The organism is Mycolicibacterium pulveris (genome assembly GCF_010725725.1).
Lineage (GTDB): Bacteria > Actinomycetota > Actinomycetes > Mycobacteriales > Mycobacteriaceae > Mycobacterium > Mycobacterium pulveris.
In genome coordinates this window covers 4,325,219-4,349,466 of record NZ_AP022599.1, presented here as the reverse complement: position 1 = coordinate 4,349,466, position 24,248 = coordinate 4,325,219, and the positions used below count along the sequence as shown (strand labels likewise).

Here is a 24,248-nt window from a genome sequence, read left to right as displayed (position 1 = left end):
GGACCGATGGGTTCGGCTCCTGCGTTCATCGGCCCCAAACGTAGGCGTCCTCGTCGACGCCTCGATACTGCGACCAGAATCCGATCACGGTATTGGCGGCGATGGTCACGATCTCCTGACGATCGCCTTTGAACCAACTGTCGACGCCTTTCTGGTTCCAAACGGAGTTCGCCAGCGCGGTCCGCACCGACTCGGTGTAGGTGTCGATCGCCTCGCGCCGTGGCGCCATCCAACGAACCTGCTTCTCGACCATCAACCGGAGACACTCGGTGATGTAGCGGGCGTGACATTCCGCGAAGAACATCGCGTTTCCGGCATGCCCCAGATAGGCGGTGGGTCCCGGGGTGAGGAACAAATTCGGGCAATCCTCGAGCGCCAGCCCGAGGTACGCCTTGGGATCGGCGTCGAGGCGGGCGGTGACATCGACCCCGCCCGCACCCGTCACCTGCATCGGCAGCAGGTAGTGATCGGCCTGGAATCCCGTCGCGTACACGATGACGTCGACAACGTCTGCACCATCGACGGTCTTCACCCCGGTCGGAGTTATCTCCTCGATACGAGAGGTGTTGAGACGAACGTTTTCTCGCCTCAGCGCCCGGTACCATCCGTTGTCGATGAGCATGCGTTTGGTGAACGGCGGATAGTCCGGCGTCACCAGCTTCATCAGATCGGGAAGATCACCCACCTGCTCCTCGATGTACTTCAGCAGCTGGGTTCGCAGGCGATCGTTCTCCTTACTGATCGATCCGGGCTTGTCCCAATCAGGGTCCACCGTGACAAACGGAGTGGTGCCGTCACCGAATCGCCAGGACTCCGAGAACCTGTTCCACTCTCGGTACATCGGAATCCGGTCGTATAGTTCGCGCTCCTGGCCGGTGAGCTTTCTTCCGTACTTTTCGTGGGTGAGCAGCCACTGTGGGCTTCTCTGATAGACGATCACCCGCTCGGCGATCGGTGCGATGGCCGGAACGATCTGTTGTGCGCTGGCGCCTGTGCCGATCACCGCGACGCGAAGACCCCGGAGGTCCACGCTGTGGTTCCATCGCGCCGAGTGCCATGACAGGCCCGCGAACGTGTCCTGGCCGGGGATCGCAGGATATTTGGGAACCCGAAGCAACCCTGGTGCCAGGATGACCACGTTGGCCTCGGTGGTGCCGGTCGTTCCGTCCGGGTGGCGGAAACCAACGCGCCACAACGCCGCATCTTCATCCCAGGTCAACGTCCGCACCTCGGTGTTGACCATTATCTTGTCCGCGAAGCCGCTCTCTTGGACGACCTCACGAAGGTAGGACAACAGTGCCGGTTGCGGGCTGAAGTGTTCGGGCCATCCGGGATCCTGGTGGAACGAAAAGGAATACAGGAGGCTTGGGGTGTCCACGCGGCAGCCAGGGTAGGTATTCGTCCACCAGGCTCCACCAGGGGACGGGTTGGCCTCGATGACGGTGAAGTTGTTGATGCCGCGTTCCTGGATTCGGCGCGCGACGACGATCCCGGTGGCGCCGGCACCCACCACGAGGATCTTGAAGTCGGCCGGGGCGTCGATCGGCTCCAGCGGCTCTACGGGCCCGATCCCGGTCTGCTCGCGTACGTACGTCCGGTACTCCGCGGGCACCGGAGCGCCCACCGCTAGGTCCATCGCCGCCTGTAACAACTCGTCATCCGGCACCGGCGGCTGCCGCTCACCGTTGATAAAGGGCGGCAGCACTTCGGCCGCCTTCCGCTCGATATGGTCACGGTCGGCCAGATCCGGAATCGCGTTGGGATCACCGGAGAGGTGAGTCACCACTGCCGCGAGCGTGCGGCGATCTGCCTTGCTCAGCAACGCAGACAGGTCTTCGCCGGTGACCTCGGATAGTGGCATCGATGTCCTCTCGTCTTGGCGCTGCTCGGCCGCGGCTGCCTGGGTGCGTGGGCTGATCCATTTCGGACACTGCCGGCCACACCTGCAGTGTCGTATGGTCAAGCGGTGCTGCGCTTGCGTTTTCGCGCAGGTCTGCCCATGAGCGGATCCAGGAGACGGTCTGGCAGTGCCTTGAACTCGAGCAGTGGCTGCGCCAGTCCGGGAATCGCGACCACTCCCCGCTTGCGATTGCTCTGCAGGACCTCGACCATGCGCTTGGCGACTGCCTCGGGTGTCAGCACACCGATACCCCCGGCGCGCGCCTCGATGAAACCGACGACTTGATCTTCGGCGGCCTTCGACGCAAGCGGCGTTCCCTTGACCGAGCCAAGAACAAAGGTGAACACCCTGATGCCGTAATCTCGGACTTCGCTTTGGAGATCGAACGCGAATCTGCTCAGGCCGGCCTTGGACGGTATATAGCAGCCCAGGTGGATCATCGATATCTCGCTGGAGAACGAACCGGTGGTGGTGATCGTCCCCGTGCGCCGCGCGATCATGCTCGGAAGCACCTGTCGAACGAGCTCCATGTGAGCGATCATGTTGACCGTGACCGTCTTTCGGATCTGGTCGCTGGTGTAGTCCTGGAATGGCCCGGACGGACACACGGCGGCCATGCACACCATGATGTCAACCGGGCCGTTCAGGGCCTCCGCGCGGGCGACCATGCCATCCAGCTCGTCGAGATTCGACAGATCCGCCGCGATGGTCGCCGCGCCGGTCTCCCGGCCGATATCGTCGAGCTCGGATCCCGCCAGGGCCAGCACGGTGACCTTGGCGCCCTCGGCGACGAGCGCGCGGGTCAGCGCCGCACCGACACCGGTTGACCCCCCGATGATGAAGGCATGCGCCTTGTTGAGATCCATCTGATCAATGTCCATTTCGTGAGCCGACGCCACAGCTGATGCGGCGATGAAGGGTTGTGTTCTGCTCAGTCACCCTTCGGCGCATCGAAGAGCAGATGGATTGGGCCCCAGTTCCTCAGCGCGACGCCAACATACTGCGGCTGCTCGGCGTCAGGGTCGATCCGCAGGTTGGGCAGGCGGCTCAGCAGCGAAGCGATCGACATCTCCAGCTCGTAGCGGGCGAGGAAATGTCCGGGGCATTTGTGCAAGCCCACGCTGAAGGTGATGTGTTTACCCTTGGGGCGGGTGAGGTCGAAGACCTTGGGTTCAGAGAACACCTCCGGATCGCGATTGGCACTTGCAATCGAGGTGTAGAGCTGGGTGTCTTTCGCAATGGGGCAGCCGGAGATCTCGACGTCTTCTTCGGTGGCACGCCAGAAGATCTGCACGGGCGGGTCGAATCGCAGAGCCTCCTCGACGAACGCCGGGACGAGGGAAGGATCAGCGACCAACTTGTCGTAGAGGCCGGGAATGGTCAGCATCCGATAAACCGCATTGCAGATGCTGTTGGTGACGGTCTCGCTTCCGGCCATCAGCAGGTCACGCGCGACGATCGTGACGATCTGCTCGTCGGTCAGCGGAGCGCCGTCTTCGGTCATCTCGATCAGCTGGGTAAGCAGGTCGTCTACCGGGTTGGCCCGATGATCGGCGATGACCTCGGCCATCCGGCTCTCCATCTTCCGCTGTTCCTCGCGGGCCGTGCGCGCAATGTCCTCGGCATCGGGGGGCGAGTTGAACAACGCGTGCCGTGCCCGCCGGTATGACAGAAGCAGCGGGAAATCGGCCCGGTCCAAACCGAAGAAGAGGCCGATGATGTGGGCGGGCAACTTCTCGGCGAAGTCGTCGTACACCTCCATGTGCCCCGTGGGCGCCTTGGCGTCGATCAGGAGGTCGATCTCGGCCTGCACGACCGACTGGAGACGGGGCTGAATGTTCTTGAGGCTCAACAGGTGGTTGAAGGTCCGCACCCGGCCCTTCGGCTGGTGCTCTTGATACTGCTCCTCGGGCCGGGCCTGGAGCCGGAAGCGAGCGTTGTCGAACATGACGTTGTACACATCGTCGAACTTCGTCACCAGGTAACCACGCAGAATGGGGTCCCAGGAGACCGGACAGTTCCGGCGGAGGTCGTCGAGGTAATCGAACGTCTCACCAGGCGTCTGCAGATATAGCGAGTTCGTCGCATCCTGAGTGGTCATGGTGTTTCTCCTTCGTGGTGGTGACACCGTCGTGAACGGCGAACGCTCGCGCTCACTACTGGTTTCGGTTGCGGCGCGGACCACTCAACTCGCGTCAGCCCCATCTGAGCAGACGCACCGGCTGGCCGACCCTGATGCACATGTCCGACAATAGCCAAATTGTGCCCTGGGCGTCAACTGTCAGACTCTTATTTGAGTAAGCCTGTCGAGGGTTCGCTCGACAACGACCGGCGGCACCCGGGAGGACGTCGCCGGCAGCCGCAGAAGCCGCATCTACTCAGCGCCCAACAGGCGCGGTTCATTCCATGACGCCAGCACGGGCACAATGCTTTTCGCATGCATTGGGGTCGGCGACCCCGACCCCGGTCGGGAAGAGCATCGCCTGTCCGTTCGATTGCCGCGGCGATCAGCCCTGATTTGCCGGCGTGGCGGTTTCGTGGTGTTCGTCGCGTTCGATGACGATTCCTTCGATCGCGAGCAGCTCGTGCAACGCGGTTGCCGCCGGGCCCTCGGCCGACAGCGGGTTCACAATGCCCAGGCGAACGGCCTCGGGCAGGGCGAGCCCGGCGACGACCAGCCGTGCAGCGGCTACCAGTAGCCGTGTGGACGGCGGCTCTATACCGGCGTGCCGGGCACGGCGCAGCGCCACCGCGCTACGCACCAACCGCTCCGCGGTCTCCCTGGACACCCCCGATTCGTGCATGACGACCTTGGCCTCGAGATCCGGTGCCAGATAGTCGACTTCGATCGTGACAAAGCGTTGCCGAAAGGACGGTTTCAACTCCTTGAGGAGACTGCGTGACTCTGGGTTGTAGGACGCCATGAGGGCGAACCCGTCACTCGCCCGGATTGTTTCACCCGTGCGATCCAGATAGAGCTCTCGGCGGTCGTCAAGAAGTGAGTGCAGGACAGCCAAGGTGTCGCGGCGTGCCTCGGCGACCTCATCGAGGTAGCAGACATCGCCTCTGCGCACGGCCGTGGTTAGCGGGCCGTCCACCCACCGGACATCCCCACCCACCACCAGATAGCGGCCGAGTAGATCGCTTGCGGACAGTTCGTCGTGGCACGACACCGTGATCAAAGATCTGCCGAGTGTTTCGGTCACGTGCCGGACCAACCGGGTCTTGCCGCAGCCGGTCGGACCGGTCAGCATGACGCCGAAGCCGCTGTCGCAGGCCGCGCGCATCGCCTCACATTCTCCGCCGGTCGACACGTAATATGCACTCTGCGAATCAAATTCGACCGGTGTCATGGCGTTCGTCATAGATAGGTCAACTCCTTGTGTACCCGGGCGAGGACCGAAGGGAGATCCTCGGACTTCGAAACTCGATGGAAACGGCCAGAGCCGAACCGGCGCTCGAGCTGCGCGTCGGTCGTCTTCCCGACGGCGAGCTGGCGGAAGACGACCCCGGCGGCGATCGCTTCGTCCACTGCGCGGTTGACGTCCGCATCGGCGTAGGTGCCCTCATATCCCTCGTCGGATGGCACCGCGTCCCCGATCGAGAGCAACACCCGGCGCTCGGCGGGAGCTTGCACCAATCTCCTCGTGACATGCCGCAGTGCCGCACCCAGGCGCGTGTAGCCCGACGGCCGGATCGCCGCCCCCGCAGGCAGTGCCCACGCGGGGTCATCGAAGTTACGCAACCGCGTCACCTCCACCCGGTGCCGGGTTTCCCCGGTGAAGGCGAATACCGCGAACCGCTCGGCGGTGCTGCTCATCCCGGCGCACAGCGCGTCGCTGCACGCTAGCTGGAGCCTGAACCCCGCGCCACCCCGGCCCTGCAAGGACGAGGTGGCATCGAGTAGCAGGGCGGTCGCGACATCACGCTGCGCGGGCAGCATTGCCTCGTATATGCGGTCATCGACATGGCCTCCCGCTCTCGACCACCCGAACTGCTCCACATAGGCGGAGACGTCGAGCTGGTCGCCGTCCTCCATCCGGCTCCGCCGTGCAAGAGCGTGCGGGGCCATGAACCAGCGCCTTATCCTGGGGTCCAAGTCGATGTTTCGGGAATACCGCGGCGAAATGCGTCGTTCGACGACCGTCACGAAGTCCTGTCGGTAACGGTTCAGTCGGTAATCCCACTCCGGGTAGGGCACGCCCAGGCGGCGGTCGGCGTCACTGGACTCCCCTTCGCTGTCGGGCGCCTCCTCGAAGATGACGAGACGAGGAGATTCCCCTTCGGTGCCGCCGACAGGCATCGCGAGCCGCATGTGGCGCAGGTTTCGCCGACTGGACCACGGCACCCGGTTGCGCCTCCTACCGTCTCCGGCGATGCGTTCGCGGTGCCGGCTCAGCGGTCGACTTCCGGGTGGAACGCCGAACAGCTCCGGAACGTCGAGCACGAGATTGCTGCGGGCCAACGCCGATGCCCGCTGCAGCAATTCATCGATACCGTCTGCTGGTTCTGCCCGGTGACCCGGTGCCAGCGTGGCGTAGTCCGGCGACATCGCAGGCCACGACGCGATCGCCCATCCCATCGCTGCCCGCCCCTCCGCGATCCGCAGGGCGCGCCGCTCCCGTGGGGTCAACAACGACCAGTCGAGCGCCGAGACCATCTCCTTGGTCGGCGAACTCTGCAATGCGATCCCCAGGGTCATGGCCCGCACGACCGTCATACCCGCCGGAACCGTCTGCGCCGCAGATACATAGACGGTGCTGAGATCCGTCGCGAACTGTCCGCGTTCACCAGCGACCAGTTGGGCATCGTGTCTTCGCCCGCCGCTGAGCGCCGGTGCGAGAACCGCTGCGACGTCCGAGAGCGTGCTGAGGTCGCACTCCGTGGGCGCTTGCACAGGCATTCCGTCCGGACGCGACGAGGTTAGGTGATCTTCGGAATGACCTCGCGGCCAAACAATTCAATCGACTCCATCACTTCCTGGTGCGGAATCCCCGGCAGCGTCGTCTGGCACAGCATCTGGTCGACGCCCGCCTCGAAATACCGCTCCGCCTTCTTGGCGCACTCGTCGGGTGTTCCGACGATCACCATGTCGTTGTCGTTGACGACATCGAAGGTGAGTTGGTCGAAATCGATGCCCATCATCTCCTGCAGGTAGTTGTAGCTACCCTCGCGAGGATCCATCCACTTGGCGGCGCCCACGAACGCCCCGAATGCCCATTCGAGATAGCTCATCACCGCGGTACCGGCACGTTCCCGCGCGACATCAGCGTCCTCGGCGCAGTACACCATCGTCATCGCCGCCACCTGATCATTGACGTAGTGCCCGACGGGATCGGCCTGTTTGATTCCCTCCCGGTAAAGCGCGATTCGTGAAGCCAACTCCTCCAGCGGGAGCATCAGGGTGAACGACAGCAGGCCAAGGCCCTTGCGCCCCATCAGCTCGTGGCCCGGGGCCCCGGTGGTCGCCGCCCACAGCGGCGGGTGCGGTTGTTGCAACGGCTTGGGGACCACGGACCGCGGCGGGAAGACGATGTCCCCCTCACTGCGCTCGACGACCTCCTTGGTCCAGCAGTCGAGGATGATGTCCAGGCTGTGCTCCCACTGTTCCCGAGTGTCGGCGGGATTGATGCCGAAGCCTTCGAGCTCAAGGCGGCTCAGGCTACGGCCGGTGCCGAAGTCGAGCCGTCCGTTGGACAAGATGTCAAGCACGGCAGCCGATTCCGCTGCCCGGATTGGCGGGTTGTAGTTGTAAGGCAGCAGGCGTACGCCGTGGCCGAGACGAATGCGCTCGGTCTTGGCGGCGATATGCGCCAGCATGACATCGGGCGCCGAACTCTGGGAGGCCTCTTCGTAGAAGTGGTGTTCGACGAACCACACGCTGTCATAGCCACACTTCTCGGCGTGAATGGCTTGCTCGACGACGTCGTGGAAGGCGCGCTCGGTCAATTCGGGCGTGAAGGCCGCCTCGACCTCGTAGGGTTGGCCCTCCGAGTCGAACGCAGTGTGCTTCTCTCCGGGCCGTGGCTCCCGAGGGACTGGCATCTCGAACAACATCCCGCACTTTCGGGTCACCGACGCGCCTCCTATCTTCTTGGTTTTCGCGGTTGGTCTTCTCGGTTCCGACAACGGTCCTGTCTAGGCGTGCTTGTCGATGAATGCACCGGTGCGTTCGATCGAGGTCTGGGCCGCAGGCAGGAACGACGCGAAGTACTGATAGACGTGCGGCAAACCGTCGGCCACGGTGAGCGTCACTTCGACACCGTCGTCCTGCGCCTTGGCCGCCAACCGACGAGCGTCGTCGAGCAGTACCTCTTCGGTTCCCACTTCGATCATCAGCGGCGGCAGCCCCGACAGGTCGGCGAATAGCGGTGACACCGTCGGGTCGGTCGGCGCGTGGCCCTGAAGATAGGCGGTAGCCGACATGGTCAGCGACTGGCCGCTGGCGATCGGATCGACCGTCGCCTTCGACTCGATGGTGGCACCCGACACCGTCATATCGACCCACGGAGACCACACGGCGAGTGCAGCGAGTTGGTCGTGACCGTTGTCGTGTAACCGAATCGCGCACGAGATCGCCAGCCCTCCACCGGCCGAGTCGCCGAGCAGGGCCATCCTGACCGGCTCGCCGTCCTGCCGGCTTGGCAGCGAAAGGCATGCCGCCGTGGCGTCATCGAGCGCGGCCGGATACGGATGCTCGGGTGCCAGCCGGTAATCGGGGACGAGGACGGTGGCCCGCGCGGCGCGCGCGACACGAGCAGCCGTTGAGCGCACACCTTCCGGGTTGCCACACATCAGCCCACCGCCGTGGAAATAGACCACGTAGCGGCTGGGTTCGTAATCGCCGGCTTGAACCTGCAGCGATCGGACACCACCGGCGTCGAGTTCGGTGATCAGAGCATCCGGATCGATCGGGAAGTCTCGAAACATCGCGTCGTAGCCGGCGCGGAACTCATCAATCGTCGGATCGGGATGCTCGGGCAACATCGCGCGCCACATGGCGAAGGCTCGCGCAACGTCGTGCTGGCCGTCGCTGGTTGACATCGCCGCCTCTCCTCCCGGAAAACTGTTGACCGACATTAACCGATTTGACTAAATGAGTCAACTGTCGGACTTAATACCTAATGGGGCGAATGCGTTGCTCCGAGATGGACGAAACCGTCGCCTCGGGCCGGGTGAACGCAGTGTTTTTCGGTTCGGAGCGGGTCGGTCAGTTCAGAAGATCGACAAGAACCTGGCGATCGTGGGGCGGCTCGGGCAGATCGAGCTTGTGCCCCATCCGGTCGCGCTTGGCGCGTAGATAGCTGAGGTTGCTTTCGGTCACGGTCGAGGGCAGCGACACCCGTTCGGCAACGGCGATCCCGCGCTGCTCGAGCTCGACACATTTGGCCGGGTTGTTGGTGATCAGCCGCACCCGCGAGATACCGAGCGCGGCGAGAATCGATGCCCCCACCTCGTAAGTCCGTGCATCGACAGGGAGGCCGAGATCGGTGTTGGCGTCGACCGTGTCGCGGCCGCTTTCCTGAAGCGTGTAGGCGCGCAGCTTGTAACCCAGCCCGATCCCGCGCCCCTCGTGACCCCGCAGATAGACCATCACCCCGCAGCCCTCGGTGGCGATCTCCGTCAGCGCCCGCTCGAATTGGGTGCCGCAGTCGCAGCGCAACGATCCGACCACGTCTCCGGTGAGGCACTCGCTGTGCATGCGCACCAGGATCTCCGACCTGGCGGGGTCGTGAACATCGCCCATCACCAGCGCAAGGTGCTCGGTGCCGTCGACGAGCGAACGGTATGCGTGGGCCCGGAACTCGCCGAAGCGGGTCGGTAACCAGGAACTGCCCGCCAGCGCAACGAGTCGCTCGGTGGCCCTGCGGTATTCGATCAGATCAGCGACCGTGAGCATCGGCAGGTTGTGCTCGCGCGCGAAGGCGGCCAGCTCGGGGCCGTGCGCCATCTGCCCGGCGGCACCGACGATCTCGCCGATGACCGCGACCTCTGACAAGCCGGCCAGCCGCAACAGGTCGATCGATGCCTCGGTGTGACCTGGCCGGCTCAGCACCCCGCCCTCGCGATAACGCAACGGAAAGACATGGCCGGGACGGCGGAAATCGGTTGCCGCCGCCCGCGGATCGGCCAACGCGCGGATCGTCCGGCTCCGATCCACCGCCGAGACACCCGTTGTGGTGCTGCGATGATCCACCGACACGGTGAACGCGGTGTCGTGCGTGTCCTCGTTGTCGCGCACCATCGGAGGCAACCGCAACGCATCGAGCCGATCGCCGAGCATTGGGACACAGATGATCCCGGTCGAATACCGGACCAGAAAATCCAGGTCGTCGACGGTCGCGAACTCGGCCGCCATCACGAGATCGCCCTCGTTCTCGCGCTCCACGTCGTCGGCGACGATCACCATGCCGCCCGCGGCAAGCGCACGCACGGCGGACCAGACCGCGGAGGCCGCACCCGCGGCGAGTCGATCACCGGGGTCTTTCGACACGGCGCCCGCGAAACGCCCAGTCGTCACCGAAGTCCTCCTCGCCCAGCCGACCGCAGGGCACCGCGACAGTGCCGACGCGTCAGCCCCTCCAGTCAATCCAAGGAGACGCCGACTGTCAACTGTCGGTCTTTTACCTCAAGGTTCGGTTCAGTCCGGCAGCAGGTGCCCTTCCAGGTAGCTCAGGTGATCGATCATGGCCTTCTCCGCAGCGTCGGGATTCTGCTTCTCGATGGCTCGCACGATCGCCATGTGCTGACGCACGGTCCGCTCGCCCACCTGGGCGTTGAGGTCGAGATGGTGGACCGGTTCGGTGACCTGATGCAGCGCCTGAACGAACGCCGCCGCGACGCGGTTTCCCGATGCCGCGGCGATCACCGAATGAAAACGCACGTCCAACTCTGGCACCGCCGGATCGTCGTGCGACAACTTCTTCTCCTGGTCGACGATGTCGCGCAACTCGGCGGCTTGCTCAGCTGTCCGATTCTCCGCGGCCAGTCGGACGCAGGGAATTTCGAGCATCCGACGGACGTCGGCGGCTTCACGGAATGCAATCGATCCAACCCGGATCAGGTTCTGCATGTCCTGTCCGAGTTCTTCGCCGAAGGTGTTGTGGTCGAGCGCGCGAACGAAGCTGCCACCGCCCGCACCCGGCACCTTTTCGATCAGGCCATCGGCCACCAGTGAGCGCAGCGCCTCCCGGACGGTGGTGCGCGAAACGCCGAAATCGCGAGAGAGCGCCACCTCGGTGGGCAGCTTCTGTCCAGTCTTGACCACACCGTTGCGGATCGCGGCGCGAATCTGCTCTTCGACCTGTTGCCGCGGTCGTTGTACAGCCTTCGGTGTGAAGGGTGAAGATGCAATGTCTGCGGTCGTCAATTCACACCCTTTCGGTGTCCTAAGTAACGGCGATTGATGCCTATTGAACCCTATTGACCTCGTGGTTTCCAACAATACACCGGGCGTGTCGATTCCCGGCCCACGCTCAAACTGTCGGCCCTTGACCTCAATGTGATAATGTCGAACAGTCGTCCTTGGCATGGGAGGGGCTGCGCAATGTCCGTCGGGCAGGAGAAGGGGCTCGAAGACCAATCCGACGACAGGAATTTGCCGCTGTCGGACGTGCGGGTCCTCGATCTGACCGGGTCCTACGCCGGGCCCACGGCCACGATGCTGCTCGCCGACATGGGCGCCTCGGTCGTCAAGGTCGAAGACCCACACGGCGACGACACCCGCCGCTGGGGCCCGCCGTTCGTGAACGGCGCCTCCACGTGGTTTCTGTCGGCAAACCGGAACAAGCGCGGCGTATGCCTCGACTTGAAGACCTCCGAGGGCGCCGAGGCGTTGCAGCGATTGCTCGCCGCCAGCGATGTCCTCATCACCAGCTTCAATCCGTCGAAGCTCGACCGGCTCGGGCTGGCCCCCGATGAGGTGACACAGCGCCACCCAGACCTGGTCTACTGCCTCATCTCCGGATTCGGCCTCGACGGACCGGACTCCGCACTGTCCGGCTATGACCTGATAGCCCAGGCACGTTCGGGTCTGATGAGCGTGACGGGCGCGTCACCGGACTCACCACAGCGGGTCAGTACCGCTCTGTCGGACTCGGTGGCCGGACTCGTCGCATCCTTCGCCATCGCCTGCGCGGTGTACCACCAGCGACGCACCGGGCACGGCGATGTCGTCGACATCTCGTTGTTGGACTCGGCACTGTTCCTGATGGCCCCGAGGGTCGCCGCGTTTCTCGCCGGGGCCGAGGAACCACGCCCCTGTGGCGCAACCGACTCGGTCTTGACCCCGTACCAGAGCTTCGCCACCAAGGACCGGCCGATCGTCGTGGCCGCGGGCAACGACATGATGTGGCGACGTCTGTGCTCGGCGCTTGGCGACGACCAGTTGGCTGCCGATCCCGAACTCGCCACCACCGCAGGACGCCAACGCAACCGCCCGCGAGTGGTTGCCACCGTCGCCGAGCATCTCCGGCGTCGACCGGCGACCGAATGGCTGGCACGGTTCGCCGAGTTGGGCGTGCCGTCGTCAGCGATTCACACCCTTACCGAGGTCGTCAACGATCCGCAGCTGGAATACCGCGAGTCGATCATCAAGGCCGACCATCCGATCGCCGGGCCAACCGAAATGGTGGGACCCCCGTGGCGTCTTCGGTCCCACCCCAGCCGGGACATCAGGTTGCCGGCACCCGGCCTCGGCGAGCACACCGGCGAGGTGCTCGCCGAGCTCAACCCCGACACGTAGTCGGCCGACCGGCGGCCGGAGTCATGCGTTCCCCGGTTCCAGGAATCGGTCGCGCAGAAGCGTTTTGACTACCTTGCCTGCTGCATTACGTGGCAGCTCGTCGGTGAACTCGACCCGCTTGGGCACCTTGAAACCCGCCAGGGAGTCCCGGCAGGCCGCACGCACGTCCTCAGCTTTGACCGTCTGACCGGCGCGCGGAACGACAACCGCGGTGACCGCCTCGCCCCAGCGATCGTCGGGAAGCCCGATGACGGCGACCTCGCTCAGCCCCGGCAACCGGGCGATGACGTCTTCGACCTCGCGCGGGTAGACGTTCTCTCCGCCGGTGATGATCATGTCCTTCTTTCGGTCCACGACGTACACCAGGCCCTCCTCATCCATCCTGGCGAGGTCGCCGGTGCGCAGCCAGCCGTCGACGAGAACTTCCGCGGTGGCCTCCTCGGCGCGCCAGTAACCTTTCATCACCTGGTCGCCCGAGACGACGATCTCACCGACGTCACCGACCGCCACGTCTTTCATGTCGTCGTCGACCAGCCGCACCGTCGCGAGGCATTCCATCTGTCCCGCGGCGGCCAACAATTCGGGTTCTCCGGTGATGGCGCGGTGGTGATGATCCAATCCCAAAACCAGAACGTTGCCCGAGAGTTCGGTCATTCCGTAAGTCTGGACGAAGACTTCGCCGAAGCGTTTGATTCCGTTCTCCAACAACGTGGGCGACATCGGGGCCGACCCGTAGACCACAAGCTCGACCGAGTCGAGGCGAGCGCTGTTGATGTCGGGGTGCTGCAACAGGAAGTTGAGCATCGTCGGTGCCAGGCCGGTATGGGTGATCTCGTATTCCTCGACGAGACGCAGGAATACGGCCGGGTCAAAGGAGGGCATCAACACGACCGTGGCCTGCCGCAGGTGGTACATGAGGGGGATGAACGCCGCGACATGACACAGCGGAAAGCAGAACAGTTGGCGGTCGTCTCGGTCCGGCTTCCACTCGATCATCGCGTTCAGCATCGCGCTGATGATGTTGCGATGGGTCAGCATCGCGCCTTTCGGCCGACCCGTGGTTCCCGACGTGTAGACCAGCCAGGCAACCTCGTTGTCGTCGCTGTGCGCGCGCGATGGATCCAGCACCGTAGAACTCAGCAGTGATCGGTAGCTCAATGCGCCAGGTGGTGCATCGCCAATGACATCGCCAATGACAACGACGTGCCGTATCGACGGGACGACCGAACGGATTTCGCCCAACCGCTCGTAGTATTCGCTGCCAACGATCAACACTGCCGGTTCGGCGTCGGACAGCACGTACTCGATCTCCGGTACGGCCAACCGCTGGTTGATCGGGGCAAGGGTGTTTCCGGCCTGCGATACCCCGTACAGGCAGTCGATGTACTCCACACAGTTGTCCGCCAGAATCGCCACGCGCTCCCCCGGCTCGGTGAGCATGCTCAGACCGGCCGCCAGCTTGCTGACCCGGTCGGAGAGTTCCCAGAATGTCCACCGGTTGCCGTCGCAGACGAGGGCGGGGTAGGCCGGGCGGCGGATGGCGGCTCCGTGGACGATCGAACTCAGTAGCATGCGCGACCCACTCCTCTGCGGCACGGTATTGTCCGACAATAACCGGAGCCTTGAAACTTGCCAAGGCCGTGACGTGGGGGTGTTGCTTGACCGTCCGTGAACCCGCCAGCACGCCGACACGGGCTCTCGAGGTCGGCGTGGGTTTCTGGAGCATGCAATCGACCTACATGCGTCCGATCCCACGCCCGAAGGTCTACGAGGAGGCGGTGGCGGAGGCCCGCGTCGTCGAACAGCTCGGGTTCGACACCCTTTGGATGGGTGAGCATCACCTCTCCTACGACGGCTATTGCCCCTCGCTCTTCCCGGCTGCCGCGGGCCTGTTGAGCGCTACCAGCTCCCTGCGGATCGCCTCCGGCGTGATGGTCGTGCCCTTTCACACCGCGGCACGCATCGCGGAAGGAACCGCCGCGCTCGCATCGCTTGCGCCGAACCGATTCCGGCTGGGGGTCGGGATCGGTTACCGCGCTGTGGAATTCGCAGCTGCGCGGGTACGCCCTGCGGATCGGGTGAGGCTCACCGAAGAGCGGGTGGCGCAGCTGGACAGCGCCGCGCTGCGGGAGCGGACGGGGCCCGTCGACTTATGGGTTGGCACAGGTGTTCCCGACGGTATCGCGCGGGCGGCGCGATTCGGCGCCTCGGTACTGCTCATGCCCACCGTGACAAGCCGCAACCTCTCGACGATGCGGGATACCTGGGCGGAGAACCTGAAGCGGCGCGCTGGACCACCGCCGAGGTTCGGTGCGATGCGGGAGTGCTGGGTGGACACCGATCCGGCGATGGTGCGGTGGGCCAGGGGCCGGTTGCTCGAAATGTGGCGGCATTACTCCAATTTCTGGCTTGATGATCCCGTTGCGCAGCGCGCACACCGTGACTCGCTCGCCGAGCAGATGACAAGGCAGGCCATCTTCGGCAGCCCGGGGGAAGTCGTCGACCGCCTCGGCCGGCTCATCGACGCCGGGGCGGACACCCTGGCGCTGCGGGTGCGCTTCGACGGCGTCACCGGCAACGCGCTGCGCCGCTGTCTGGATCTGCTCGCGGACGAGGTCTTACCGCAGCTCGGGAGGCGCGCGTGAGCGCCCCGCGGCTCGCTGTGTCGGCACCCGGCGCGGACGCCGCCGAGATCCGGCGCCTGGCCGGGGTCGCCCAGAACCACAACATCGATGCCCTCGTCGTGGGGTCAATCAGGCCCGGGCCCCCGAACAGCGACGACACGTACGTGATGGCCGCGGCGGGCGCCGTCGCCACCTGCACCCGACACCTTCGAATCCCGGTGGTGCTCACGTTGCGCGGCTCGGCGGCGCCCCTGCGGATCGCCGAGGACATCGGCGTCCTGGATGCGATGTCGGGAGGTCGGCTCGAGCTGATACTGCGCATTCACTCGGACGAGGGCTGGCGCGAGGATCTCGCTGCGATCCTCGGCGCGTGGACGGGATGGTCGCTCGACGACGGTCGGGTGATGCCGGTGACCCCTGCACCCGTGCAGCCGAGCATTCCTACCTGGACGATCGACGCTGGCTCGACACTGGGGACGGCAGACCCACTGACACAGGGCGATTCGATGATGTTCCTCGCATGGGCCCATGGAACGGTGGTCCCCGACGCGGCGGCGTTGCAGGACATCAGGCGTCGCCGTGATGCGGTGGGGGCCACCACCGTGGTTGTCGATATCGGTGCGGTGCCGACACGTTACCGCGACGACGTTATTGCCGTGCTCGGAACCGTCGTGTCGCCGTGCCTGCGTTGCGCGCCGGACGAGCTGACCATTCTCGCGCGGGACGCCACGGACTGGCTCGTGCGGCAAACGGAGCTGCACGAACCGCCACTGCGGTGACGCATTGGCAAGCACCGACCTCCGGGCCTACATGCGGAACACGCCGTAGCCCCCTTTGACCCCGCGCACCTCGGCGGAATGGGTCACCGACAACGCCATGCCGAGCACGTGCCGGGTATCCCTGGGGTCGATGATCCCGTCGTCGTAGATGCGGGCAGTGTTGAAGAGCGCCGTGGACTCGGCCTCGATCTGCGCCTCGATGGCTTGCCTCATCTTCGCGTCGGCATCCTCGTCGAACGGCTTGCCCTGAGCCTGCGCGGATTGGCGCGCCACGATCGAGAGCACCCCTGCCAATTGCGTTCCGCCCATCACAGCAACTCGTGCCGTCGGCCAGGAGAAGGCAAACCGGGGATTGAACGGCCGCCCGGACATGCCGTAGTTGCCGGCACCGTAGGACGCGCCGGCCATCAACGCGATGTGCGGCACGGTGCTGTTGGCTACCGCGTTGATCATCTTCGCCCCGTCCTTGACGATGCCCCGCTTCTCGTACTCGGCGCCGACCATGAACCCGGTGCAGTTGTGGATGAATATCAGCGGCTGATCCATCTGGTTCGCCAATTGAATGAATTGCGATGCCTTCTCGGACTCTTCAGAGAACAGCACGCCCTGCTTGTTGGCCAGGATCCCCACCAGATAGCCGTGGATACGCGCCCACCCGGTCAGCAGCGCCTGGCCGTAATAGGGCTTGAATTCGTCGAACTCGCTACCGTCAACGATTCGGGCGAGAACTTCGCGGACATCGAAGGGCACCTTCGGATCTGCCGACGCGATGCCGAGCAGATCGTCCGGATCCGCCAGTGGCTCCACCACAGGCCCGGGCTCCGGACCGAGCTTGCGCCATCCAAGGTGCGAAATAATCTGTCTGGCAAGCCGAATACAATCCATCTCGTCGTCGGCCAGGTAGTCGCACAGTCCGGAGTCGCGAGCATGCATCTCCGCGCCGCCCAGCGTCTCATCGTCAGACTCCTCCCCGGTGGCCATTTTCACCAGCGGTGGCCCGCCGAGAAATACCTTGCTCTGGTTCTTGATCAGAATGGTGTAGTCACACATGCCGGGAACGTAGGCACCGCCAGCGGTGGCGTTGCCGAAGACCAACGCCACAGTGGGGACACCCAACGCCGACATCTGGGTGAGATGGCGGTACTGGTTGCCACCCCGCAGATAAAAGTCACCCTGGCTGGGCAGGTCCGCGCCCCCGGACTCGACCAGAAACAGTAACGGCAACCTGTTCTCTCGGGCGATGTCCATGGCCCGAAGAATCTTGGTCACCGATATCGGGTTGATCGCGCCGCCCCGCACAGTGGGGTCGCTGGCGATCAGCGCACACTCCACTCCCTCGACGACACCGATCGCGGTCACGACGCTGCCGCCCGTCGGAAATCCGGTCCCTGCGGCGGCCAGCGGTGACAGCTCGATCATCGGGCTTCCGATGTCCACGAGCAGTTCGATGCGCTCCCTGGGCAGCAGGCGCCCGCGTTCGCGGTGTCGCGCGACGTATTTTTCGCCACCCCCGACCAACGACTCGTCCAGGTGTGTCCGCAATTCGGCCAGCGCCTGCTCCATCGCGTTTCGGTTGTCGACGTAGTTGGCTGACCCCTGATCAACCGACGTCATGAGCCGCTGCATGGCCCTCCTGTCCACTTCGACGCCGATGGCATGTGAAACAATACCGCGATAGATTTAACTGTTGGACATTATACTTACTGTCTCCGTCGCCTGCCGAGAGGATTCCGTGTTCCACCGCATCCTGATCGCCAACCGGGGCGAAATCGCCCGCCGCATCACCCGCACATGCCGTGAACTTGGCATCGGGGTCGCCGCGGTGTACTCCGATGCCGACGCGGACTCATCCCATGTCCGCGATGCCGACGTCGCAGTGCGCCTGCCCGGCTATAGCGCCGCCGAGAGCTATCTCGACATCGAGCGGGTGCTCGAGGCCGCCCGGCACGCCAGAGCCGACGCCATCCATCCCGGCTATGGCTTCCTCGCCGAGAACGCGTCGTTCGCACAGCGGTGCGCGGACGCGGATATCACGTTCATCGGTCCCTCCCCCGAGGCGATCCGTCGCATGGGATCCAAGACCGAGGCCAAGCGAACGATGGCGAACGCCGGTGTACCGCTGCTGCCGTCGGCCGAGCTCACAGGCTCCGATGACGTCGCGGCGGCTGGCCGGCGAGTCGGTTACCCGCTGTTGGTCAAGGCCAGTGCCGGGGGCGGCGGAAAGGCGATGCGGCTGGTGCACGACGAGGCCACCCTCGACGCGCATGTCGCGGCGTGCCGTCGCGAAGCGCGCGCGGCGTTCGGTGACGACACGGTGTTTCTGGAACGCTATCTGCGCGGGGCCAGGCATATCGAGATCCAGGTGTTCGGCGACGAGCACGGCCAGGTATTCCATCTCGGAGAACGCGAGTGCTCGATACAGCGCCGGTATCAGAAGATCATCGAAGAAGCTCCATCGCCCGCCGTGGACCCGCCGCTGCGCGAGGCCATGGGCGCCGCGGCTGTCGCCGCCGCCAAGGCCATCGACTATGTCGGGGCGGGCACCGTCGAGTTTCTCCTGGATACCGATGGCGAGTTCTACTTCCTGGAGATGAACACCCGCCTGCAGGTCGAACATCCGGTCACCGAGCTCACCACCGGTCTGGATCTCGTTCGCCTTCAGCTCATCGTCGCCGCGGGTGGCCGACTACCCCAGGAGTTGACCGATTTTCACGTCCGCGGGCATGCGATCGAGGCGCGGCTCTACGCCGAGGATGTCGAGGCGGGTTTCCTGCCGGCCTCGGGAACCCTTGCTCGATTCGCCATCCCGGACCCGCCCGGTATCCGGGTGGATACCGGCGTCGGCACCGGGTCGGAGGTGTCGATCCACTACGACCCGCTGCTGGCCAAAGTCATCGCGCACCGCGACTCCCGCGCGGAGGCCGCAGGAGCCCTCGCCACAACGCTCCAACATGCGTGCGTGGACGGTGTCACGTCCAACCGTGACCTACTCGTCGGCATCCTGCGTGATCCCGCCTACCGCCGCGGCGACACCACCACATCGTTTCTGTCCGACCACCCACCGGCTGACCTCGTGGAGGAGGCGCGCCGAGAGGCGGCCGGGGCATCCTCGGCCTATCTCCTCGCCGCCGCGCTGGCGGTGGTCGAGCACGGTCGCGACACTGCGCCGGTGCTGCGAAGCTTGCCTGCCGGCTTCCGATCGACCCCGGCCGTTCCGCAGGAAGTGCTTCTGCAGGACGGCGATACCGCCCACTCGGTGCGGCTTCTGGTTCGCCACAACGGATATGACATCACTCTGGACGACACGAGGCCGAATCTGACAGTTCACCAGAGCTCGCCGAATCTGGTCGACATCACGGTGGACGGCGTGCGCCGCAGGCTGACCGTCGAGTTCGCGGCCGATCGCATTTATGTCACAGGTCCGGAATCGGTGCGGGCCTTGGGCGTGCGGAATCGCTTCGCCGAACCGGAGTCTCGAATCGAGGCCGGCTCCCTGGTGGCGCCGATGCCCGGCATCGCTGTGAGGGTCAACGTGGAAGTGGGTGCGCGTGTGGTCAAAGGTGATTCCCTGGTGGTTTTGGAAGCGATGAAAATGGAACACACCATCACCGCGACCGGGCCCGCCACGGTCGTCGCCGTGAGGATCACCCCCGGTGACCAAGTGAACAGCGGCGAGGTCCTCGTGGTCCTCGAGGACCACGAGGACGAAGCCCGCTAATTGACCGTCACGTTCGCCGAAGCCATCACTCCTCGCTCCACAGTTCCTTATTCACGGTGTAGAGGTACGGAACCATGACCACCGGACCAAGGATGTAGACACTGTTGAACAGCCACCAGCCGAGGTAGCCGAACGCGGGATCACCGATTGCACCGAAGCGCTCGTCGAAGTACATCAAGCCATTGGTTGTCCAACCCACCCAGAACAACACGAGCATCCAGGTGGTGGTGATCATCCAGCGGAATCCCCAGCGCTTCATCTTCAGGAAGGCCCAGGCCGCACATAGCCGCATCGGCCAGAGCACGAACATCGCCATGAAGATGAAGGCTTGTTCACCGGGCCCTGCCACCCCGTTGATCATGAACGTGGAGCCGTAATCGACGTGATAGAAACCGTCGAAGCCGAACCCGTAACCGTCCCGCAAGAACGACCATCCCACCCCGGTTCGAGCGGCGAACGTACAGAATGACCATCCAACGAAATTCGCTGCCGCATCGATGATCGCGAATGCCCCGATCACCGAGACATGCCAGGGCCGGACCGCGTGCCGCCCGAGCTTGGAGATCTTTCGTAGTTGATAGATGCCGTAGATCAGCACCGGTAGGCCCAGGGGTCCCACGAGCACTGAGCCAGTGATGATGACACCGGCGAAGAACCACTTCTCGGCCCGCCGAAGCTGCCCGCTCTGGGCATCGAGGTCGTCGGCCAGCTGGTCATTCGCCGGCTGCAGCGATGTCGCCATTACCTTTTCCTTATCGTCCTGGTGTCCAGCCGTTTTGGATCAGTGCATAGGGCACCAACATCGCGCCCTCGATGATGACGCCGCAAAACAGAATGGCGGCGAGTATGACACCGAACTTGACCAAGGGATCGAGGTCGGCGAAACCTTGCTCGTCGTCTATGCGCGCGGAGCCTGATCGGGCAGAGTTGTCTGATTCAGCCATCATCGTCAACCTCGCCCGCTCAGCGATCGCCGAGGCGGCTCATCACGAACCACCAGAACATGACGATGAGGACATCGGCGCCGACCATCACGCCGTACCAGAAGATGTCGCGCAGCGGCAGATATGCGTTGTTCATCGAAACGTCCTTTCAGAACAGGCTTTCAGAACAGGCCGTAGCCCAATTGATGACTGCGCACGGCCTCCAACGCGATGACCGTCAGCAAAAGACCCAGGTAAGCGACGAGGAATGCGTAGACCCCCTGTCGCCGCCTGCGGTTCTCATAGGACCTCGACATGCCACTCCCTTCCAGTCGACGGTGGCGTGTCTAAACATGGACATTTGATATATTAACATGAGACCGACCTTTTCATATCGGTTCATTTGGGTTCTAGGTGATGCACCGTCGCGCACAGTCGGGCGGCGACCGCTTCACGATGGCCCGTCGGGGTACCGAACATCAGCTGGCCGGTCTTCGCGCGCTTGAAGTGCAACTGCGCCGCGTGCTCCCAGGTGTAGCCGATGGCACCGTGCACCAAGATCGACTGCGATGCCACCCGCGCATACGCGTCCGAACAGTGCGCCTTGGCCAGGGCGGCGATCAGCGACAGGTCGCTAGCTGGCTCCGTAGCCGCCAATAGCCCGTAATACGCGACGCTGCGCGCCGACTCGACGTCGACCAACATGTCGGCGCACGCGTGCTTGATGGCCTGGAATGATCCAATCGGACGACCGAACTGGTGTCGCACCTTGGCATATGACACCGCCATATCCAGCGCTTGTTGCGCCCCTCCGACTTGCTCTGCGGCCAACCCGATGGCCGCCCGATCGACGACGTGCTCGACGAGCGCCCACCCCGCCGTCTCTTCACCGACGAGCCGCGCCGGCGTGCCCGCGAACTCCAGCCTTGCCTGTTTGCGAGTGAGGTCCACCGTGTCCAGGCCAACGCAACTCAGCCCGGATGCACCGCGTTCGACGGCAAATACGCTGATGCCGTGGGCCGTTCGTCCGGCGACGAGAATGAGACCTGCCGTCGCACCGTCGATCACGAACGATTTGTGACCGTCGAGGCGATACCCAGTCGGGGTTCGGGTCGCGCGAAGCTCCACCGCGTCTTCACCCCATCGGCCCGCGTCCTCGACCACCGCCAAGGTCGCCGTCAGATCGCCGTTCGCAATCGCCGGGAGGTAATCGCGTTGTGCTGCGGTATCGTTCGATGCCAATAGGGTGTTCACCCCCAGCATGACGGTCGAGAAGTAAGGCGCGCACAGCAGGCATCGTCCCGCTTCCTCCAGTACCACGCCCACGTCGTCCCACCCGCCGCCGTCGCCGCCGAAGGTCTCTGGTATCGCAAGGCTGACCAGCCCCATCGCGGATATCTGCGACCAGACCACGGAATCCCAGCCTTCGGCCGTGTCCATGAGGCGACGCACTTCAGGCTCTGCGGCGCAATCGGCGAAGAGACCGCGCACCGCGTCTCGCAAGTCGTGCTGTTCGTCACTGCGCTGCAAACGCATGTCACCCTCCGATCGTGTGTCCCCGTCGTGGAGGTTAGGAACGCGGCATTTTCAGCAGCCCCTCGGCGATCGCGTTGCGTTGCATCTGATGGGTGCCCCCACCCAGGCTCAGTCCGAGCGAACTGACGAACCGCTCGCTGACCAGTGCCGCGGCCTGGTCGCTCGGATCGACGGCCGCTATCTCCATGCCGAGCAGTTCGGCGCGGAGATCCTGCATCATCACCGACAGCGTGCCGCCGCGCAGCTTGCCGGCGGCGGCCAGAGCCATCACCCGCGTCGGCTCTTCGGTTTCTGCACCGGCCTGTCGGATGGCGTTGAGTCGCTGCACCGCCAACGCCTCCCACAGCTTGGCCAGGGCGTGGCGATGCCCGCTTGTGCCCCGCGACGCGCACAGCCGGACCAGTTCCTGGAACTGCGCGGCGAAGACGGCGTAGCTTCCCATCGCCAAGCCGCTACGCTCGGCCGCCAACACTTTCAGCGCCGCATCCGCGCCGTCGCCAGGCGTCCCGATCAGGTTGGCCACCGGCACGGTCACATCGTCGAAAAACACCTCGGCGAACTCCGTCGAGCCACCCATCTGCTTGATCGGACGTACGTCGATCCCCGGCGATTTCATGTCGACCACGAAACAACCGATCCCGCGTCGGCCTGTCGACCCCGGTTCGGTGCGCGCGAGCATCAATCCGAAGTCGGCATGCTCCGCGGTGCTACTCCAGATCTTCTGGCCGGTGACCCGCAGGTCCGCACCGTCGATGATCGCCGTCGTTCGCATACCGAACAGATCGGACCCCGCTTCGGGTTCGCTGAAGAGCTGGCACCACAACTCTTCTCCGTGCGCCACCGGCGGAAGCCAGCGCGCTTGCTGCTCGGCGCTGCCCAATGCCATCAGCAGCGGGGTCAGCATGGAGATACCCACGATGTTGACCGCGAAGTTGGCTCCGACCGCCGCCATCTCCTCGGCCTGGACCAGCTGCATGCCGACCGACCGTGGCCGACCGCCGAATTCGGTCGGGCAATTCGGCAGAGGAAACCCGGCGGCCGCCAGCCTCCGGTGCCAGGCCAGCATCTCCGCCAGCGAGGTCTTGAGGTCGAAGCGGTCGAAAATCGGTGCAGGGTCCTGGGTCAGGTAGTCGCGGATCTCGGCGCGAAAGGATCGCTCGTCGACATCCCACGCGTAGGTCCCCGGGAAATTGTCGAAAGGTTCACTCACAGTGGACATCCAGCCGCGAGTGTCCAAATGGCTCGTCGCGAGCTCGCAGGGCGGCTTGCAGTCCCTCTTGGCGGATCAGCGCGGCGAATGCGCGCGCCGGCGGGGTTTCATGAGCCAGAGCGTCTTGCTGAGCAGCCATGTCGTGAAGGGCCTCGCGTCCCATCAGGTCGATACCGTGGTTGATGACCCGCTTGTTACCGATGAGCATCTCTCGTTCGACGAGCGATATTCGGTGCGCCAACCGCATGACCTCTTCGCCCAGGTCCGCGGCGGGCACCGACGCAAGCGCGAAACCGATACGGGCGGCCAGCCTTCCGGTGATGGTGTCGCCGGTCAGAAGTAGCCGCTTGGTCCACTGGGGCCCAACGTGGTAGAGCCACATCTGGGAAAGCGCCACCCCCATGGACCGCACCGCGGGAACTCCGATGGTGGCGTCGTCGGCCACCACGGTGATGTCACAGTGTCCCGCGAGATCGGTTCCCCCGGCCAGACAATAGCCGTGCACCTGTGCGATCACGGGTATCGAGCAGCGGTACACCCGTTCCCACTGCCTGGACAGCTCGCGCAGATACTTGGCGTTCTCATCGGAAGAGCGCGAGCCGTAGGAGCCGGTTCCGAGGTCATAACCCGCCGAGAAGGACTTGCCGGCCCCCCGGATGACGACAACGCGCGTCCGATCCTCTGTGCCGGCGGCCTCGACGGCGTCCGCGATCGCGCACGCCAGATCGAACGAGATCGCATTGTGGGTATCGGGCCGGTTGAGTGTCAGTACCGTCACCCGATCATGTTGCTCGACAACAAGATTTGTGTCTGC

21 protein-coding genes are annotated in these 24,248 nt (G+C 64.5%); 4 read left to right on the top strand and 17 right to left on the bottom strand.

The window, feature by feature from the left end; all coding sequences use genetic code 11:
- Positions 1-25 precede the first annotated feature (25 nt).
- The 9 genes from G6N28_RS21045 to G6N28_RS21005 all read right to left on the bottom strand — a co-directional run bounded on the left by G6N28_RS21045 (position 26) and on the right by G6N28_RS21005 (position 11,270).
- On the bottom strand, positions 26-1,861 hold the full coding sequence (locus G6N28_RS21045; RefSeq protein WP_163903658.1) for a flavin-containing monooxygenase: 1,836 nt from the start codon (positions 1,859-1,861) through the stop codon (positions 26-28).
- Between the two features lie 98 nt (positions 1,862-1,959).
- Entirely contained in the window at positions 1,960-2,781 is an 822-nt protein-coding gene (locus G6N28_RS21040) for an SDR family NAD(P)-dependent oxidoreductase (protein ID WP_163903656.1), read from the bottom strand.
- Positions 2,782-2,831: 50 nt separating this feature from the next.
- Positions 2,832-4,085: a cytochrome P450 gene (locus G6N28_RS21035; RefSeq protein WP_163903653.1), complete on the bottom strand. Its 1,254-nt coding sequence runs from the start codon at positions 4,083-4,085 to the stop codon at positions 2,832-2,834.
- Between the two features lie 322 nt (positions 4,086-4,407).
- On the bottom strand, positions 4,408-5,265 hold the full coding sequence (locus tag G6N28_RS21030) for a CbbQ/NirQ/NorQ/GpvN family protein (RefSeq protein ID WP_407664988.1): 858 nt from the start codon (positions 5,263-5,265) through the stop codon (positions 4,408-4,410).
- Complete coding sequence (locus G6N28_RS21025) at positions 5,262-6,620, bottom strand: nitric oxide reductase activation protein NorD (protein ID WP_220097464.1); 1,359 nt, start codon at positions 6,618-6,620, stop codon at positions 5,262-5,264. Before G6N28_RS21025 ends, G6N28_RS21030 begins: the two co-directional genes overlap by 4 nt.
- Before the next feature lie 203 nt (positions 6,621-6,823).
- Entirely contained in the window at positions 6,824-7,945 is a 1,122-nt protein-coding gene (locus tag G6N28_RS21020) for an LLM class flavin-dependent oxidoreductase (protein ID WP_163903649.1), read from the bottom strand.
- A gap of 93 nt (positions 7,946-8,038) precedes the next feature.
- A complete protein-coding gene (locus G6N28_RS21015; RefSeq protein ID WP_163903647.1) occupies positions 8,039-8,944 on the bottom strand; it encodes an alpha/beta hydrolase in 906 nt (301 codons plus the stop codon).
- 166 nt (positions 8,945-9,110) lie between these two features.
- Positions 9,111-10,394: a bifunctional 3,4-dihydroxy-2-butanone-4-phosphate synthase/GTP cyclohydrolase II gene (locus G6N28_RS21010; protein ID WP_264073060.1), complete on the bottom strand. Its 1,284-nt coding sequence runs from the start codon at positions 10,392-10,394 to the stop codon at positions 9,111-9,113.
- A gap of 147 nt (positions 10,395-10,541) precedes the next feature.
- Positions 10,542-11,270: a FadR/GntR family transcriptional regulator gene (locus tag G6N28_RS21005; RefSeq protein WP_235674646.1), complete on the bottom strand. Its 729-nt coding sequence runs from the start codon at positions 11,268-11,270 to the stop codon at positions 10,542-10,544.
- A 177-nt stretch (positions 11,271-11,447) separates the two neighbouring features.
- Here G6N28_RS21005 and G6N28_RS21000 point away from each other — a divergent pair, with 177 nt between their 5' ends.
- Positions 11,448-12,644, top strand: a complete 1,197-nt coding sequence (locus G6N28_RS21000; protein WP_163903643.1) for a CaiB/BaiF CoA transferase family protein — start codon at positions 11,448-11,450, stop codon at positions 12,642-12,644.
- 21 nt (positions 12,645-12,665) lie between these two features.
- Here G6N28_RS21000 and G6N28_RS20995 read toward each other — a convergent pair whose 3' ends face one another.
- Positions 12,666-14,216: an acyl-CoA synthetase gene (locus G6N28_RS20995; RefSeq protein WP_163903641.1), complete on the bottom strand. Its 1,551-nt coding sequence runs from the start codon at positions 14,214-14,216 to the stop codon at positions 12,666-12,668.
- Positions 14,217-14,302: 86 nt separating this feature from the next.
- Between G6N28_RS20995 and G6N28_RS20990 the strand changes: the two genes are divergently transcribed.
- Both G6N28_RS20990 and G6N28_RS20985 read left to right on the top strand, forming a co-directional pair.
- Complete coding sequence (locus tag G6N28_RS20990; RefSeq protein WP_163903639.1) at positions 14,303-15,289, top strand: LLM class flavin-dependent oxidoreductase; 987 nt, start codon at positions 14,303-14,305, stop codon at positions 15,287-15,289.
- The gene (locus G6N28_RS20985; protein ID WP_163903637.1) at positions 15,286-16,047 is read left to right on the top strand and encodes an LLM class flavin-dependent oxidoreductase; all 762 of its coding nucleotides are present in this window, start codon (positions 15,286-15,288) and stop codon (positions 16,045-16,047) included. Before G6N28_RS20990 ends, G6N28_RS20985 begins: the two co-directional genes overlap by 4 nt.
- A 27-nt stretch (positions 16,048-16,074) precedes the next feature.
- Here the strand turns inward: G6N28_RS20985 and G6N28_RS20980 are convergent, their stop codons facing one another.
- Positions 16,075-17,673 (bottom strand): acyl-CoA carboxylase subunit beta, encoded by a 1,599-nt coding sequence (locus tag G6N28_RS20980; RefSeq protein WP_163903635.1) that lies wholly within the window; start codon positions 17,671-17,673, stop codon positions 16,075-16,077.
- A gap of 61 nt (positions 17,674-17,734) precedes the next feature.
- On the opposite strand from G6N28_RS20980, the gene G6N28_RS20975 reads away from it, so the two are divergent.
- The gene (locus G6N28_RS20975) at positions 17,735-19,765 is read left to right on the top strand and encodes an ATP-binding protein (protein ID WP_235674645.1); all 2,031 of its coding nucleotides are present in this window, start codon (positions 17,735-17,737) and stop codon (positions 19,763-19,765) included.
- A gap of 25 nt (positions 19,766-19,790) precedes the next feature.
- Here the strand turns inward: G6N28_RS20975 and G6N28_RS20970 are convergent, their stop codons facing one another.
- The 6 genes from G6N28_RS20970 to G6N28_RS20950 all read right to left on the bottom strand — a co-directional run bounded on the left by G6N28_RS20970 (position 19,791) and on the right by G6N28_RS20950 (position 24,212).
- Positions 19,791-20,507: a hypothetical protein gene (locus tag G6N28_RS20970; RefSeq protein ID WP_163903631.1), complete on the bottom strand. Its 717-nt coding sequence runs from the start codon at positions 20,505-20,507 to the stop codon at positions 19,791-19,793.
- A 10-nt stretch (positions 20,508-20,517) separates the two neighbouring features.
- On the bottom strand, positions 20,518-20,709 hold the full coding sequence (locus G6N28_RS20965) for a hypothetical protein (RefSeq protein WP_163903629.1): 192 nt from the start codon (positions 20,707-20,709) through the stop codon (positions 20,518-20,520).
- Positions 20,710-20,870: 161 nt separating this feature from the next.
- The gene (locus G6N28_RS27345; RefSeq protein WP_264073048.1) at positions 20,871-21,005 is read right to left on the bottom strand and encodes a hypothetical protein; all 135 of its coding nucleotides are present in this window, start codon (positions 21,003-21,005) and stop codon (positions 20,871-20,873) included.
- An 82-nt stretch (positions 21,006-21,087) separates the two neighbouring features.
- Positions 21,088-22,224: an acyl-CoA dehydrogenase family protein gene (locus G6N28_RS20960; RefSeq protein WP_163903627.1), complete on the bottom strand. Its 1,137-nt coding sequence runs from the start codon at positions 22,222-22,224 to the stop codon at positions 21,088-21,090.
- 34 nt (positions 22,225-22,258) lie between these two features.
- Positions 22,259-23,434 (bottom strand): acyl-CoA dehydrogenase family protein, encoded by a 1,176-nt coding sequence (locus G6N28_RS20955; protein ID WP_163903625.1) that lies wholly within the window; start codon positions 23,432-23,434, stop codon positions 22,259-22,261.
- Entirely contained in the window at positions 23,427-24,212 is a 786-nt protein-coding gene (locus G6N28_RS20950) for an enoyl-CoA hydratase-related protein (RefSeq protein ID WP_163903623.1), read from the bottom strand. Before G6N28_RS20950 ends, G6N28_RS20955 begins: the two co-directional genes overlap by 8 nt.
- Between the last annotated feature and the right edge of the window lie 36 nt (positions 24,213-24,248).

Coding starts and splice junctions, on each gene's coding strand:
- G6N28_RS21045 (WP_163903658.1), bottom strand. CDS start 1,861: ATGCCACTATCCGAGGTCACCGGCGAAGACCTGTCTGCGTTGCTGAGC.
- G6N28_RS21040 (WP_163903656.1), bottom strand. CDS start 2,781: ATGGACATTGATCAGATGGATCTCAACAAGGCGCATGCCTTCATCATC.
- G6N28_RS21030 (WP_407664988.1), bottom strand. CDS start 5,265: ATGACGAACGCCATGACACCGGTCGAATTTGATTCGCAGAGTGCATAT.
- G6N28_RS21025 (WP_220097464.1), bottom strand. CDS start 6,620: ATGACGGTCGTGCGGGCCATGACCCTGGGGATCGCATTGCAGAGTTCG.
- G6N28_RS21020 (WP_163903649.1), bottom strand. CDS start 7,945: ATGCCAGTCCCTCGGGAGCCACGGCCCGGAGAGAAGCACACTGCGTTC.
- G6N28_RS21015 (WP_163903647.1), bottom strand. CDS start 8,944: ATGTCAACCAGCGACGGCCAGCACGACGTTGCGCGAGCCTTCGCCATG.
- G6N28_RS21000 (WP_163903643.1), top strand. CDS start 11,448: ATGTCCGTCGGGCAGGAGAAGGGGCTCGAAGACCAATCCGACGACAGG.
- G6N28_RS20995 (WP_163903641.1), bottom strand. CDS start 14,216: ATGCTACTGAGTTCGATCGTCCACGGAGCCGCCATCCGCCGCCCGGCC.
- G6N28_RS20980 (WP_163903635.1), bottom strand. CDS start 17,673: ATGCAGCGGCTCATGACGTCGGTTGATCAGGGGTCAGCCAACTACGTC.
- G6N28_RS20970 (WP_163903631.1), bottom strand. CDS start 20,507: ATGGCGACATCGCTGCAGCCGGCGAATGACCAGCTGGCCGACGACCTC.
- G6N28_RS20965 (WP_163903629.1), bottom strand. CDS start 20,709: ATGGCTGAATCAGACAACTCTGCCCGATCAGGCTCCGCGCGCATAGAC.
- G6N28_RS27345 (WP_264073048.1), bottom strand. CDS start 21,005: ATGTCGAGGTCCTATGAGAACCGCAGGCGGCGACAGGGGGTCTACGCA.
- G6N28_RS20960 (WP_163903627.1), bottom strand. CDS start 22,224: ATGCGTTTGCAGCGCAGTGACGAACAGCACGACTTGCGAGACGCGGTG.